Source organism: Lysobacter enzymogenes (genome assembly GCF_023617245.1).
GTDB lineage: Bacteria > Pseudomonadota > Gammaproteobacteria > Xanthomonadales > Xanthomonadaceae > Lysobacter > Lysobacter yananisis.
Window position 1 is genome coordinate 4690967 of record NZ_CP067396.1, and the last position, 13674, is coordinate 4704640.

At 70.3% G+C, this 13674-nt stretch carries 13 protein-coding genes and 2 pseudogenes; 5 read left to right on the forward strand and 10 right to left on the reverse strand.

The genetic code is table 11. The features are described from left to right. Nucleotides 1–52 precede the first annotated feature (52 nt). Nucleotides 53–937 (reverse strand): metallophosphoesterase, encoded by an 885-nt coding sequence (locus JHW41_RS19410; RefSeq protein WP_250444804.1) that lies wholly within the window; start codon nucleotides 935–937, stop codon nucleotides 53–55. Beyond that, the gene (locus JHW41_RS19415) at nucleotides 934–2322 is read right to left on the reverse strand and encodes an NTP/NDP exchange transporter (protein WP_250444806.1); all 1389 of its coding nucleotides are present in this window, start codon (nucleotides 2320–2322) and stop codon (nucleotides 934–936) included. The genes JHW41_RS19410 and JHW41_RS19415 overlap by 4 nt, the downstream gene beginning before the upstream one ends. 396 nt (nucleotides 2323–2718) lie before the next feature. Between JHW41_RS19415 and JHW41_RS19420 the strand changes: the two genes are divergently transcribed. The 4 genes and pseudogenes from JHW41_RS19420 to JHW41_RS27430 all read left to right on the forward strand — a co-directional run. Continuing rightward, on the forward strand, nucleotides 2719–4353 hold the full coding sequence (locus tag JHW41_RS19420) for a GMC family oxidoreductase (RefSeq protein WP_428995400.1): 1635 nt from the start codon (nucleotides 2719–2721) through the stop codon (nucleotides 4351–4353). 117 nt (nucleotides 4354–4470) lie between these two features. Beyond that, nucleotides 4471–4566 carry a DUF6053 domain-containing protein gene (locus tag JHW41_RS27425; RefSeq protein WP_428995578.1) on the forward strand — a complete coding sequence of 32 codons (96 nt, stop codon included), beginning with the start codon at nucleotides 4471–4473 and terminating at the stop codon, nucleotides 4564–4566. Nucleotides 4567–4708: 142 nt separating this feature from the next. After that, nucleotides 4709–6133 (forward strand): serine hydrolase domain-containing protein, encoded by a 1425-nt coding sequence (locus JHW41_RS19425; protein WP_078995966.1) that lies wholly within the window; start codon nucleotides 4709–4711, stop codon nucleotides 6131–6133. Between the two features lie 78 nt (nucleotides 6134–6211). Next, nucleotides 6212–6262: pseudogene (locus tag JHW41_RS27430) on the forward strand (DUF6053 domain-containing protein); the annotation flags it as partial. Here JHW41_RS27430 and JHW41_RS27435 read toward each other — a convergent pair. The 7 genes and pseudogenes from JHW41_RS27435 to gcvT all read right to left on the reverse strand — a co-directional run. Continuing rightward, a pseudogene (locus JHW41_RS27435) lies at nucleotides 6241–6294 on the reverse strand (DUF6053 domain-containing protein); the annotation flags it as partial. The pseudogenes JHW41_RS27430 and JHW41_RS27435 overlap by 22 nt on opposite strands. A 43-nt stretch (nucleotides 6295–6337) precedes the next feature. Beyond that, complete coding sequence (locus JHW41_RS19430; RefSeq protein ID WP_250444810.1) at nucleotides 6338–6868, reverse strand: SRPBCC family protein; 531 nt, start codon at nucleotides 6866–6868, stop codon at nucleotides 6338–6340. A 301-nt stretch (nucleotides 6869–7169) separates the two neighbouring features. Beyond that, complete coding sequence (locus tag JHW41_RS27440) at nucleotides 7170–7592, reverse strand: hypothetical protein (RefSeq protein ID WP_057946507.1); 423 nt, start codon at nucleotides 7590–7592, stop codon at nucleotides 7170–7172. Nucleotides 7593–8174: 582 nt separating this feature from the next. Next, entirely contained in the window at nucleotides 8175–8708 is a 534-nt protein-coding gene (locus tag JHW41_RS19440) for a hypothetical protein (RefSeq protein ID WP_250444811.1), read from the reverse strand. Nucleotides 8709–9966: 1258 nt separating this feature from the next. Continuing rightward, on the reverse strand, nucleotides 9967–10362 hold the full coding sequence (gene gcvH / locus JHW41_RS19445; RefSeq protein WP_057946506.1) for a glycine cleavage system protein GcvH: 396 nt from the start codon (nucleotides 10360–10362) through the stop codon (nucleotides 9967–9969). A 136-nt stretch (nucleotides 10363–10498) separates the two neighbouring features. Further along, nucleotides 10499–11137 (reverse strand): 2-hydroxychromene-2-carboxylate isomerase, encoded by a 639-nt coding sequence (locus tag JHW41_RS19450; RefSeq protein WP_250444813.1) that lies wholly within the window; start codon nucleotides 11135–11137, stop codon nucleotides 10499–10501. 217 nt (nucleotides 11138–11354) lie between these two features. Next, nucleotides 11355–12491 (reverse strand): glycine cleavage system aminomethyltransferase GcvT, encoded by a 1137-nt coding sequence (gene gcvT, locus JHW41_RS19455; protein WP_057946504.1) that lies wholly within the window; start codon nucleotides 12489–12491, stop codon nucleotides 11355–11357. Between the two features lie 239 nt (nucleotides 12492–12730). Between gcvT and JHW41_RS27445 the strand changes: the two genes are divergently transcribed. Next, on the forward strand, nucleotides 12731–12856 hold the full coding sequence (locus tag JHW41_RS27445) for a DUF6053 domain-containing protein (protein WP_428995401.1): 126 nt from the start codon (nucleotides 12731–12733) through the stop codon (nucleotides 12854–12856). Here the strand turns inward: JHW41_RS27445 and JHW41_RS19460 are convergent. Further along, on the reverse strand, nucleotides 12807–13673 hold the full coding sequence (locus JHW41_RS19460; RefSeq protein WP_250444815.1) for a hypothetical protein: 867 nt from the start codon (nucleotides 13671–13673) through the stop codon (nucleotides 12807–12809). The genes JHW41_RS27445 and JHW41_RS19460 overlap by 50 nt on opposite strands. Between the last annotated feature and the right edge of the window lies 1 nt (nucleotide 13674).

Below are 13674 nucleotides of genomic sequence, written 5' to 3' on the forward strand. Positions count from 1 at the left end.
CGGATCGCGCTCCTCGTCCTTCAAGGCGGTGCGGCCGCCTTGGCGCAAACATTCAATGCCGCACCGGCTCCCTCGCCGCCGCGCGCAAGGTCAGCCGCGAAATCTCCGGCGGCACCCCGAACCGCACCGGCAGGATGCTGGTGCCGATGCCGGTGGACACGAACAGCGACTTGCCGTCTTCGACGAGGTAGCCGCCGGCGTAGCGCATCTGCGCCGGCACCACCGGGGTGCCCAGCCACGGCAGTTGCACCTGGCCGCCGTGGGTGTGGCCGGCGATCGTCAGCGACGCGCGCGGCGGGATCTCGGGGAACAGGTCGGGGTTGTGGGTCAGGGCGATCGCCGGAGCGTCGTCGCTCACGCCGGCGAAGGCGCCGGCGATGTCGTGGCGGGTTTCCCATTTGTCGCCGATGCCGACGATCCACAGTGTGCAGCGCCCCAGTTCGACCTTGCGCGCCTGGTCTTCCAGCACCACCACGCCGGCCGATTCCAGCGCGGCGCGGACCTTGCCGCCGTCCTTCCACCAGTCGTGGTTGCCGAGCACCGCGTACACCGGCTTGCGCGCGGTCAGCGGCTTGAGGTGCGGCGCCAACTGGTCGGCGGAGATGTAGGTTCCGCCGAGCACGCTGAGGATCACGTAGTCGCCGGCCATCAGCACCGCCGGCGCGTCGCTGGCGATCAGCCGGGCGACGATCTGGTCGAGCTTGTCCAGGCCGTTGTGCGGCGAGCCGGTGTGCAGGTCGGCGACCACGTCCAGGCGCAGGCCTTCGCACTCGCGCGACCAGTGCGGCAGGGCGAAGTCGTAATCGCGTTCCACCAGTTGCCGCGGTTCCCAGAAGAAGCCCCAGGCCAGGCAGCCCAGCACGACCAGCGTCGCGCCGACGAACAGGCGCTGCAGCCACGGGTTGCGCGGCCACGGCCGCCAGCCGCGCGGGCTCACCCGCGCGCGTCCTTCGCCGCCTCGTCCGCGCCGCCGCGCTGGACCCAGCGCGCCAGGTTCCAGCCGACCACGCCGGCGCCCAGCGCGACCGCCGCGCTGATCCCGGCCAACCCGGCCACGCCGGCGCCGGCGCCGCGCAGGGCGACCATGGTGCTGGCGACCATCACGTCGCCGAACCGCCACACCGCGGTGTCGACCGCGTTCTTGCCCTTGTAGCGCAGGGTGCGCGCGGCGCTGGCGAACAGGCTCTCGCGCGCCGGCCCGACCATGCCGTAGGACAGGCCGCGGCTGACCACCAGCGCCACCGCCACCGCCGGCAGCGGCCCGACCAAGCCGGCCATGCCCGACGGCAGCATCGCCACCAGCGCGCCGTAGCCGGGGAACAGTTCGGTCAGCGGCGCATAGGCGTTGCCGACCCACGCCGCCAGGCTCAACACCGCCACCGTCACCACCGACCACACCCCGATCACCGCCGCCGCGCCGCGCCGCGACAGCAGCCACGGCGTGATCAGCACCTGGGTGCTGAGCGCGATGATGTTGGTCATCAGGTCCAGGTCGGCGGCGAAACGGGTGCGCGAGACCGCGTCGGTGAACGTGGCCTTGGAGTAGTCCACGACCAACCCGTAGTTGACCGTGCCGATCCAGTCGCCCAGCAGCATCAGGATCGCCATCGAGCGCACGAACGGATTGGCGAAGATCTGCTTGAGCCCGTCGAACATGCCGCCGCCGATCGCCGCCTCGTGCTGGCCCTCGAAGCGGCGGGTGCCGTGCACGCGCGACCACTGCCCCAGCGCCAGCACCAACACCAGCGCCAGCGCCAGCAGGCCGGCGGAGACCAGCAGCAGCGGCGCCACCCCGATCGTGCCGACCAGCTGCCGGGTCAGCGCCGGCCCGACCAGCGAGCCGACCGTGCCGCCGATGGCGATGATCGGGAACAGCCGCCGCGCCTGCCCCTCGCTCCAGATGTCGGTCATGAAGCTCCAGAACACCGACACCACGAACAGGTTGAACACGCTGATCCAGACGAAGAACACCACCCCCAGCGCATGCGCGCTGAGCGGGCCGCCGTCGCCGAACAGCGGCGCGAAACCGATCAGGCAGGCGATGAAGAAACCGTACACCACCGGCACCACCACCCGGCGCGGATAGCGCGAGACCAGCGCCGAGAACGCCGGCGTCAGCGCCAGCGTGGCCAGGAACGAGGCGGCGTAGAACCACGGCAACTGGGTCGAGCCGACCGCGGCGCTGAGCTGGTCGCGCACCGGCCGGATCACGTAGTACGCGGTCAGCACGCAGAAGAAATAGGCCAGCGACAAGGCCACCGCGCGCCATTCCCCGGTGTGGACCCGTCCGCCGGACAGGGTGGCGCCTTGCACTGCCGACATCGCGTCGCTCCATGAGTGGACCGGCGGCGGCGCGCCGCCGGTCCTGCAGATCGTGGTCGGCCGCGCGCCCTGGCGGGTTCGTCCCCGGGCCGTCGCGGCCGCCGCCGCCCCGCGCCGCCGTGGCGGCGACGCGATTGCCGGCACGGTAGCCCAAAGGCGTCGGCCGCCGCTACCACCGGGCGTGGCGTGTGGGTCGAGGCCTCACCTTCGCGCCGCAGGCCGCGTATCTCCCTGTAGCAGCGGCGCGAGCCGCGACCGCGACACCGCATATGCGACGCGACCTGCACCCCCGCAGTCGCGGCTCGCGCCGCTCCTGCGTGCCGGAAACGCGGCGCCGCCGCGCCAGGCCCCAATGTTGGGAGCATTTGCTCTAGCCCCGGCGCTTACGGTCGCCCGATGAGCGCCGCACGCCACGCGGCGCCGCAGCGGGAACCGCCAGTGCCCACCGAGTTCGACTACATCATCATCGGCGCCGGCTCGGCCGGCTGCGTCCTCGCCAACCGCCTCAGCGAGGACCCCGACACCCGGGTGCTGTTGATCGAAGCCGGCCCGCGCGACTACCACCCCTTCATCCACATGCCCGGCGGCATCGCCAAGCTGGTCAACCAGAAGGGCGTGAACTGGGACTACGACACCGCGCCGGAGCCGCAGCTCGACGGCCGCACCCTGTGGTGGCCGCGCGGCAAGGTGCTCGGCGGCTCCAGTTCGATCAACGCCATGTGCTACATCCGCGGCGTGCCCGGCGACTACGACGAATGGGCCGCGCTCGGCGCCGACGGCTGGGGCTGGAACGACGCGCTGCCCTATTTCAAGCGCAGCGAACGCAACAGCCGCGGCGACGACGCCTTGCACGGCAGCCTCGGCCCGCTGTACGTGTCGGATCTGCGCCACACCAACCCGTTGTCGTCGGTCTTCGTCGATGCCGCCGAGCAGGCCGGCTACGCCCGCAACCGCGACTTCAACGGCCCGCAACAACAAGGCTTCGGTTTCTACCAGGTGACCCAGAAGAACGGCGCGCGCTGCTCCAGCGCGGTGGCCTACCTGGACCCGGCGCGCGAGCGCCGCAACCTGCAGGTCGTCACCGGCGCGCTGGTCAACCGCATCACCTTCGAACACGGCCGCACCACCGGCGTGGTCTACCGCCACGGCGGCAACGCGCTGCACCAGCGCGCGACCCGCGAAGTGCTGCTGTGCGGCGGCGCGATCAACTCGCCGCAACTGCTGATGCTGTCCGGCATCGGCCCGGCCGCGCAGTTGCGCAAGCACGGCATCGAGGTGCTGGCCGACGCCGCGCACGTGGGGCAGAACCTGCAGGACCATCTCGACATCTGCACCCTGCACCATTCCACCCAGCGCATCACCTACGACCGCGCCAGCGAGCTCAAGGTGATCTTCGATTACTTCATGCGCGGCCACAGCGGCATCGGCAGCAGCAACATGGCCGAAGCCGGCGGCTTCGTGCGCTCGCGGTACGCGAGCGACGAGCGCGCCGACATCCAGTTCCACTTCGTCCCGGCAATGCTCGACGACCACGGCCGCCACCGCCTGGCCGGCGACGGCTACACCGTGCATGCCTGCTTCCTGCGTCCGCGCAGCCGCGGCCATCTGGAACTCGCCAGCGCCAGCGCCGGCGACAAGCCGCGCCTGCATCCGAACTATCTCGGCGATGCCGACGGCTTCGATCTGAAGATGACGATCGAATGCGCCAAGCTCTCGCGCGACCTGCTCCGGCAGAAAGCCTTCGACGCCTACCGCGGCGCGCCGATCTTCCCCGCCCGCGACGACCTCGACGACGCCGGCCTGGAAGCCTTCGTCCGGGCCAAGGCCGAGAGCATCTACCACCCGGTCGGCACCTGCCGCATGGGCCGCGACGAGGCCTCGGTGGTCGACCCGCAACTGCGCGTGCGCGGTGTCGAAGGGCTGCGGGTGATCGACGCGTCGGTGATGCCGACCCTGATCGGGGGCAACACCAACGCGCCGACGATGATGATCGCCGAGCGCGCGGCGGACCTCATCCGCGGGCGGGCTTGAATCGGGAATCGGGAATCGGGAATCGGGAATCGGGAATCGGGAATCGGTCCGAGGATGCCGGGCTCCGCTGTTGTGGGAGGGGCTTCAGCCCCGACGCTGTTCGCTCCGGTCGCGGCGATCTGGCCGAAAAGCATCGGCGCTGAAGCCCCTCCCACAACAGCCTCCACCCGCCCGGCCTCGCCGCGGCCCAGCCTCGCACTTTCTCACCACTGAAAAGCCACATCCCCAGACCGGGCCGCGGTTTGCAGAAAAACAATTAATCCCTGAAAAAACATCAACCTGAATACGGTTGTTGCGCAACTCCCTGAGATCGGAGCTAGAATCGGGACACCCCGGTCTTTGCAGGCGCTGAGCGATGAAACGCGATCTTTCCCGACGCTCACTCAACCCGTGGCGCCTGGGCGCCCTCGCCGGCCTGTTGACCCTGACCCTCGGCTCGACCGCGCAGACCTCGCTGCGCTGGCAGCCCGCCAATCCTTCCCTGCCCACGCCGGTCTCCACCGATGCGGTCGCGCGCGGCCAGGGCGTCGACGGCACCGCGCCGCAGGGACTGGGCATCGGCGCGCCGGCCAATACCAACCTGCGCGTGCAACCGCTGGCCGCCGGCTTCGACGTGCAGCAGTTCGAAGCCATGGCCCAGGCCATGGTCGCCGACCAGCGCATCCCGGGCATGGCCATGGCCATCGTCCACAACGGCCAGATCCTCAGCGCGCGCGGCTACGGCATCACCGACGTGCGCAACGCCGAGGCGATCGACGCCCACACCGTGTTCCGCCTGGCCTCGCTGTCCAAGAGCTTCGCCGGCACCCTGACCGGTTTGCTGGTCAACGACGGCACCCTGCGCTGGGACAGCAAGGTCGTCGACTACATGCCCGGCTTCCAGATGGTCGACGCCAACGCCGCGCGCACGGTCACCGTCGCCGACGTGCTCAGCCACCGCGTCGGCCTGAGCCACAACACCTACGACCGCGACCTGGAGAACTACGCCGACTACCGCGTGCTCACCCAGAAGCTCGCCTACGCGCCGATGACCTGCCAGCCGGGCACCTGCTACGGCTACCAGAACATCGCCTTCAGCCTGATCGGCGACGTGGTCTTCGCCGCCACCGGCGACTTCTACAGCCAGGAAGTGCAGCGCCGCCTGTTCAAGCCGCTCGGCATGAACGACGCCAGCCTCGGCCTGGAAGGCATCACCGCCAGCGCGCGCTGGGCCAAGCCGCACGTGCGCGCGCGCGGCGGCTGGGCCTCGGTGACGCCGAAGCCGACCTACTACCAGTTGCCGCCGGCCGCCGGCGTCAACGCCAGCGCCAGCGACATGGCGCAGTGGCTGATCGCCCAGACCGGCCACCGCCCCGACGTGCTGCCGCTGCCGCTGCTGGCCACCTTGCACCAGCCGCTGGTCGACACGCCCAGCGAGATCCGCGGCTCCAGCTGGCGCCGCCAGCGCATCGGTTCGGCCGGCTACGCGCTGGGCTGGCGGGTGTTCGACTACGCCGGCCACCGCGTGGTGTTCCATGCCGGCGCGGTGCAGGGCTATCGCGGCATGGTCGCGATGGTCCCCGAGCGCGACCTCGGCATCGCGGTGCTGTGGAACAGCGAGAGCGGCCTGCCGACCGGCATGCTGCCGACCATCCTCGACCGCGCCATCGGCATGCCGGTGCAGCGCTGGCTCGACGTCGACGGCTTCGACGACCCGGGCCTGTACGCGTCCGAGGGCGTCGGCCCGGCGCGCGACGTCAACGGCAGCAACGCGCAGAAGTCGACCGCGGCGCCGCGGTAAACGCTCGCGCGCGGCACGAATCGAAAGGCCCGCTTCGGCGGGCCTTTTCGTTGGCGGCCACCCCATAGCGGTGCTGTCGTGGGAGGGACTTCAGTCCCGACGCTTTTCTTTCGGATCGCGGCGATCGGAGCCGAAAACGTCGGGACTGAAGTCCCTCCCACAAGAGCGGATGCCGAACCGGAGCTCTGGGCGCAGCTCGCACCCTCAGCGCGGATCGTTCTCCAGCACCTGCTTGAGCCGCGCCAGCCCCTGCTCGTAGTCCTTGCCGACCATCTTTTCCATCAGCAGCCCGAACCAGCGCGCGATCGGGTTGTAACCATGGTCGCTGTCCAGCGCCCAAGTCACCCGGGTGCCGTCGCCCTCGGCCGCGAGCGCGTAGCTGGCGGTCGCCCGGCTGCCGTCGAACTCCAGCGCCAAGACGATCTTCTGCGGCGCCGACGCCTCGATTTGCTGGCTGCCGCGCCCGACCGTCTCGCCGTCCCAGGCCATGCGCGCGCCGACGCCGGATTCCGGCCCGGAGTAACTGTATTTCGCCTCCGGCTCCATCGCGTACCACGGCGACCACTCGTTGAAGCGCTTGAACGAATCGATCATGGCGTACACCTGCGCCGGCGGCCGGTCGATCGAAATCGAGCGCTCGACATGGGTCGTCGACGGCAACAGCAGTCCGCCGCCGACGCAGACCAGCGCCAGCAACAGAATCAGATAGAGCAGGCCCTTGAGCAGTGCTTTCACGACGCGGTCCCCTTCCGGTGGCGTTGCGCCGATGCTAGCGCCGTCGCGCGGGAAGCGAGGTGAGCGGCGCGGTTCGCCGACGGAAGGCGGAAGGCGGCGCGGGCGGATGCAGCGGCGGCGCGACGTGCGGTGCGCGATGGCGCGACGGGCAAGCGCCGCGGGACGGCCCGGGCCGCGCATCGGCCGAAGGCGAGGACGCTCGCGGCCGGCCGGCGCGCTTTCCGCCGGCCCAAATAAAAAACTCTCCCCCCGCCTGGGCTGCGGGGAGAGAGTCGGGTTACGGCTTAATCGGGGCGCTGATTCAGATCAGCGGCGCCGGGGTCGCCGGCATGGCGGCGGCCTTCGGCTTGCGGGCGCGCTTGGCGGCCTTCTTCGGGGCCTTCTTCGCGGCCTTCTTGGCGGTCTTCTTGACAGCCTTCTTCGCGGTCTTCTTGGTGGCCTTCTTCGCCGCCTTCTTGGCGGTCTTCTTCACGGCCTTCTTGGCGGTCTTCTTGGTCGCCTTCTTCGCCGCCTTCTTGGCGGTCTTCTTCACGGCCTTCTTGGCGGTCTTCTTGGCGGCCTTCTTGGCGGTCTTGCGGACGGCCTTCTTGGCGACCTTCTTCACGGCCTTCTTGGCGGTCTTCTTGGTGGCCTTCTTGGCGACCTTCTTAGCGCCGGCCTTCTTGGCGACCTTCTTCGTCGCTTTCTTGGCGGCGGACTTCTTAGCGGCTTTCTTAACGGCCATGGGATGGCTCCTCGTCAGTGGTCGATCAGGGATGATCAGGGGTGTAGCGGTAAGCCCAGTTATAAAGACTCTGTGGTGGCAGAGCCGCGGGAGTCGGACCCGCGTGCAACCGCCGGCGCGCGAGGCGCGTCGGAACGGATCGGGGATCGCGTCCGGCCGTGGCGGCGGCAGGACCGATGGCTGGCCCGCCCGGGTGGCGAGCCGGGGCGGAAGCGGCCGCGCAACCGCGCGACCAAACAAAAACCCGGGCCGCCGAACGCGTACCGGGTGCTTTGCGAGACGCCAGCGATGTCATCGGGACTTTGGATGTCATCGGCGAAGAGAGCGGGGCCAACATTTCTGCAGAGGAAGCGAATCCTGCGTCCACCGTTTTGACTGTCCGGGCGGAGGTTCGATTTGTGCTGCGTGTTGTCGCGCTGGCTGTTCTCACTCTCGTGGCAGTGAACGTCTGCTGGGCGAAACCTAATCACGCTTTTTGCAACTGTCAACAACCCCGGCGGATTTTTCTTCGCCGGCCCGACCGGCCCGGCGCGGACGGCGCGCGCGCGCGCATCGCGCGGCAACGCGCGCGCGCATCGAAGGCTACGCGAAAGAATTTCGACTACTACGCTGAAACCCAAGCGTGGCGCGGGTTTCCGCGTTGTCGCGTTTTTTCTTTTCGCGCATCGCGCGATGCGCGCGCGCGTTCGCCGACGCGCGCGAAGCGTTCGCGGCGACCTGTACCGGCAAGAAAAATTCCCTTCCGCCGACGCCGCCGATTTGGCGTCGCACAAGCCCGAATGCGCGAAAGTGCGCGAACTTTTTTTCCCCGCGACCGGCGTCGGGAAGGTCGGCGGCGACGACCGCCGCGTCCGCGACCGGCACGCGCGAACGCGCCGGTGCGGACGCGCGACGCGCGGGCGTCGGCGGCAACGACGCGCCGCCATCGCCGCGTCGCCGCCGCGGTTCGCCGACGCGAGCGCAGCGCGCGGCGCGCGCGCCGGTCGCGCGCGAACGCCACGGCGGCGTTGCCGCGAGCGCAGCGGCGGCGACGCGGCGATCCGTTCGAAACGCTACGCGAAAGTGGAGCGCGCGCGGCCGGACATGCGTTGCGTCGTCCGATCCGGCGGCCAGCATCGGCGCTGCCGGCGGCGGCGACGCACGAGCGCGCTCCCGCCTCGGCACCCGCACCAGCGCTGCCGGCGCGCTGCATCGCGACCGCGGCGCACGACCGTCGCGCCGACCGCGACGGCACGCGACCGCGAGCGCGGTCGCGTGGATTTTCCCGAGCGAAAACGATGCATGCGCGTGGCGGCGCCGATGACGCCGGCGCCATCCTCGCTCGTGGCGCGGCGGCATCGCCGCTACCGCAGACGCCGCCAGCGCCGCCTGGCAACACCCGCGCGACGCGCGCACCCACGCTGCTCGCTGGCATCGAAGCATCGTCGTCGAGCGGGGAGCGACCGGCGGCGACGGCGACGCGGCGCGCGCGATCGCGTTATGCCGGCGTCAACGACGCGCCCGCGAATGCCACCTCGTATTCGCATTCGAATGCTGAGCGGCGGCACGCGCGGTGAGTATCCGGCCATCGCCGGCGCGACGACGCGGCGGATCGAAGCGCGTCGGAGCTGAAGCCGCTCCCGCCGACGAACACCGCCGTCGTGGGAGGGTTTGGGCCACGATGGCTTCGGCCGAGCAAGCTCGCGAGGAAGGTTCCGCCGTGGCGGATAGAAAAGCGTCGGGCCTGAAGGCCCTCCCACAGGAATGCCGCTGCGAAGCTCTCGCCGCTATGGCAACGACGCCGGCCGTTGTGGGAGGGGCTTCAGCCCCGATGCTTTCGGCTCAGCTTGCGAGGAAGGTTCGACCGCGCTTCTGGCGCATGCGGTTGGGCAGGTTTTACCGCAGCGGAAAGAAAAGCATCGGGCCTGAAGGCCCTCCCACAGGAATGCCGCGACGAAGGTCTCGCCGCCAAGGCAACGACGCCGGCCGTTGTGGGAGGGGCTTCAGCCCCGACACTTTCGGCTCAGCTTGCGAGGAAGGTTCGACCGCGCTTCTGGCGCATGCAGTTGGGCAGGTTTTACCGCGGCGGAAAGAAAAGCATCGGGCCTGAAGGCCCTCCCACAGGAACGCCGCGACGAAGGTCTCGCCGCCAAGGCAACGACGCCGACTGTTGTGGGAGGGGCTTCAGCCCCGACGCTTTCGGCTCAGGCCGCGAGAAAGGTTCGGTCGCGCTTTCGGCGCAGGTCGCGAGGCAGGTCCGCCACAGCGGAAACAAGACCATCGGGCCCGAAGGCCCGCCCACAACGAAACGGGGAGCCAGTCCCGGTACCGCGTCGCGGTCCGGTCCTGCGCTCCCCGTGGGGCCATGGCCGAGGGATCGGCCGCGGCGGACGGCTCAGTGGTCGTCGTCTTCCAGCAGCTCGGCGTAGTCGTCCGGCGACAGCAGTTCGTTGAGCTGATCGGGCTCGTCGATCTCGACGGTGTAGATCCAGCCTTCGCCGTAGGCGTCTTCGTTGATGGTCTCCGGCTTGTCGGACAGCTCGGTGTTGACCGCGGTGACGGTGCCCGAAACCGGCGCGTACACGTCCGAGGCGGCCTTGACCGATTCCACCACGGCCGACGCGTTGCCGGCTTCGACGCGGTCGCCGACGTTGGGCAGCTCGACGTAGACTAGGTCGCCGAGCAGGCCCTGGGCGTGGTCGGAGATGCCGACGGTGACTTTGCCGTCGCCTTCGACGCGGGCCCACTCGTGGGACTTCATGAACTTCAGATCGCCGGGAATTTCACTCATGGCAGGGGGCCTCGGACGTTGCGGGGAGCCGCGGATGATGGCGCGTAGTTTAACGATGCTGGCGCGTCATGGGAGGGGTTGACGACGATCGGCGGCGACGGCGCAGTTCAGGCGCCGCCGCGGCCGACGCCGCGGTTCAACGCGGTGCCGCGCCGGCGCCGGCCAGGAACGGCGCGCGCCCGCTGACCAGCGCCGCGCGCAGCGCGTCGACGCGATCCTGGCCCCAGAACGGCTCGCCGTTCAAGACGTAACCCGGCAGGCCCGGCAGGTCGTTGGCGATCGCCGCGGCCGTGTTGTCCTGATAGACCTCGGCCACCGCGCCGGTATCGGCCGCGGCGAGGATCGCATCGGCATCGTGACCGGCGTCGCGCAACGCGCGCGCCAGCACGCCGCGGTCGGCGATGTCCTCGTCGTGCGCCCAGATCGCGCGGAACACCGTGTCCATGTACTGCGCCGGATCGCGCCCGGCCCGCACCAGCGCGATCGCGCAGCGGTCGGCCAGGCCCGGGTCGACCGGGAAGTGCTTCGGCGTCAGGTTCAGCGGCACGTCGCGCTCGGCGCGCGCGCGCTGCAGTTCCACCACGCGATAGCGCTGCCGCGCCGGCGCGCGCTGGCCCAGCGGCAGGCCGCCGTTGGCGGAGAACAGTTCGAAGATGCGCACCGGCTTGTAGCGCAGGTGCGCGCCGGTCTCGCGCGCCAGCGCCAGCAGCGGCGCATGGCCGAGGTAGGCGTAGGGCGAGATCAGGCTGAAGTAGTAGTCGACGGCGACGCTCATGCACGGCTCCGTTCATTTCGATGCCCGGTCCGGCGCGGCGGCCGGATCGGGAAGGTGGCGTCGCGACCCGGGCGCTGCGCCGGGCCGCTGGCTGGGTAGGCCCGCCTGGATCGGGCGGGCGGGCGGATCGGGCGAGGCGAAGCGGTTCGGAATCGGGCGGTGCGCGGTGCGCGGTGCGCGGACGACGATCGCGCGATGCCGGCCGCGCGGGCGCGAATCAGCCGAGCACGCCGTCCTGCGCCTGGCCGTCGCGCACGAACGGGAACTTGACCACGCGCACCGGGACTTCCTTGCCGCGGATGTCCACGCGCACGTTGCCGGCCGCGCCGAGCGCGATCTCGCCGGCCGGCACGCGCGCGAACGCGATCGACTTGCCCAGGGTCGGCGAGAACGTGCCGGAGAGGATCTCGCCCTCGCCGTGCGCGGTCAGCACCTTCTGGCCGTGGCGCAGCACGCCCTTCTCGTCCATCACCAGGCCGATCATCTGCCGCGGCGCGCCGCCGGCCTTGTGCGCTTCGAGCGTGGCGCGGCCGATGAAGTCGCGCGGCTTTCCATCGGCATCCACGTCGAGCGCGACGGTCCAGGCCAGCGCGGCCTCGTACGGCGAGACCGTGTCGTCCATGTCCTGGCCGTAGAGGTTCATGCCCGCTTCCAGGCGCAGGGTGTCGCGCGCGCCCAGGCCGGCCGGCTTCACGCCGGCGGCGAGCAGCGCGTCCCACAGCGCGACCGCGCGGTCTTCGGGCACGATCACTTCGAAGCCGTCCTCGCCGGTGTAGCCGGTGCGGGCGACGAACAGTTCGATGCCGTCGGCGGTCTGCGCCTGGCCGGCGACGAACTTGCCGAGCTTGCCGATGCGCGCGCGGTCGTCCTCGCGCAGCAGGCCGATGAGTTTCTCGCGTGCGTTCGGGCCCTGCACCGCGATCATCGACAGCTCCGGACGCTCGGTGACGCTGACGCCGAACGCGGCGGCCTGCTGGCCGATCCATGCGAGGTCCTTGTCGCGGGTGGCGGCGTTGACCACCAGGCGGAAGTATTCCTCGTCGTGGAAATAGACGATGAGGTCGTCGATGACCCCGCCGTCCTGGTTGAGCATGCAGGTGTACAGCGCCTTGCCGCTCTTTTGCAGCTTGTCGACCGAGTTGGCGACCAGGCGGCGCAGGAACTCGCGCACGCGCGCGCCGCGCAGGTCGACCACGGTCATGTGGCTGACGTCGAACATGCCGGCGTCGCGGCGCACCTGATGGTGCTCCTCGATCTGCGAGCCGTAGCTGATCGGCATGTCCCAGCCGCCGAAATCGACCATCTTGGCGCCGAGTGCGCGATGGGCGTCGTTGAGAATGGTCTTCTGACTCATGGGCGCGGCCTGCTCTGCTGGGTGGGGGTGGGAACCCGGGATTATCCCTCAAGCGCGCGGCGTGCGGGTTTGCCGTATTTCGGTACCCCGGCGAATGGTGGCGGCTCGCGCCGGGACGCCGGTCGCGGTGCATTGGGCCGCGGTCGCGGTGAAAGTCCTTCGCGGCGGGAACAAAAGCGTCGGGCCTGAAGGCCCTCCCACAAAAGAAAGGCCCCTCACAAAAAGAAAGGTCCGCTGTTGTGGGAGGGCCTTCAGGCCCGACGCTTTGCGATCAGTTCGCCGCGCCGCGCGCGGCCCGATCGCACGAAGTGGCGCTCACTCGCCCTCGGCGCCTTCGTTGTAGCACTGCACCTCGGCCGCCTTGATCTCGACGAAGCGGCCCTTGCTGCGGTCCAGGCGCACCGCCCAGCGCACCGCGTCGAAGGTCTCGCGCGCGGCGGCGTTCTCCACCAGGGTGTCGACGACGGCGATGACGCCCGGATCGCCGGCGCCGTCGTACAGGCAGGTCGAGATCGACACGCGTTCGCCGCGCTGCAGCCGCGGATACGCGACCACGTCGGTGATCTTCCAGCGCGCTTCGTTGCCGGCGCGGCCGATCAGTTCGGCGGCGTACAACAGTTGCGAGCGGTCTTCGTTGTCGTCGATGGTGCCGATGCTGCGCGCGCAGATCTGTTCGGCGCTGCGGCCGCTGCCGACGCAGCCGCCGGTGTTGGAGCGATAGCCGTCCGGATACGGCGGCACCACCCGGCCGATCCAGTCGCGCGTCGCCATCTTGTCGTCGCGCAGCGCCGGCGGCCGGGCGAGGATCGGGCCGCTCGGGACCGGGCCGGCCGCAGCCGAGGCGTTGGGCTTCGATCCGGCCTGGGTCGGCGGGTTCTGAACCGGCGCGCCGCGGGCCGCGCCGCTCTGCGCGGATGCGTTCTGGGGCGATGCGGCTTGCGTCGGCCTGGCTTGCGTCGCCCCGCCCTGGACGGCCTTGTCCTGGGCGATCTTGTCGCGGATCGGATTGCTGCTAGCGGGCTTGCTGTCGACCGGTTTGCTCTGCGCCGGCTTGGCCGGCGCCGGCACGGTCGGCCCCGCCTGCGCGGCCAGGCACAGGCCCAGCGCGCACGCGCCCAGCGCCGCCGACGCGCGTCGGCGCGCGGTTGCGCGCGACCACGGTCTGGCGCAGCGCGGGCCCATG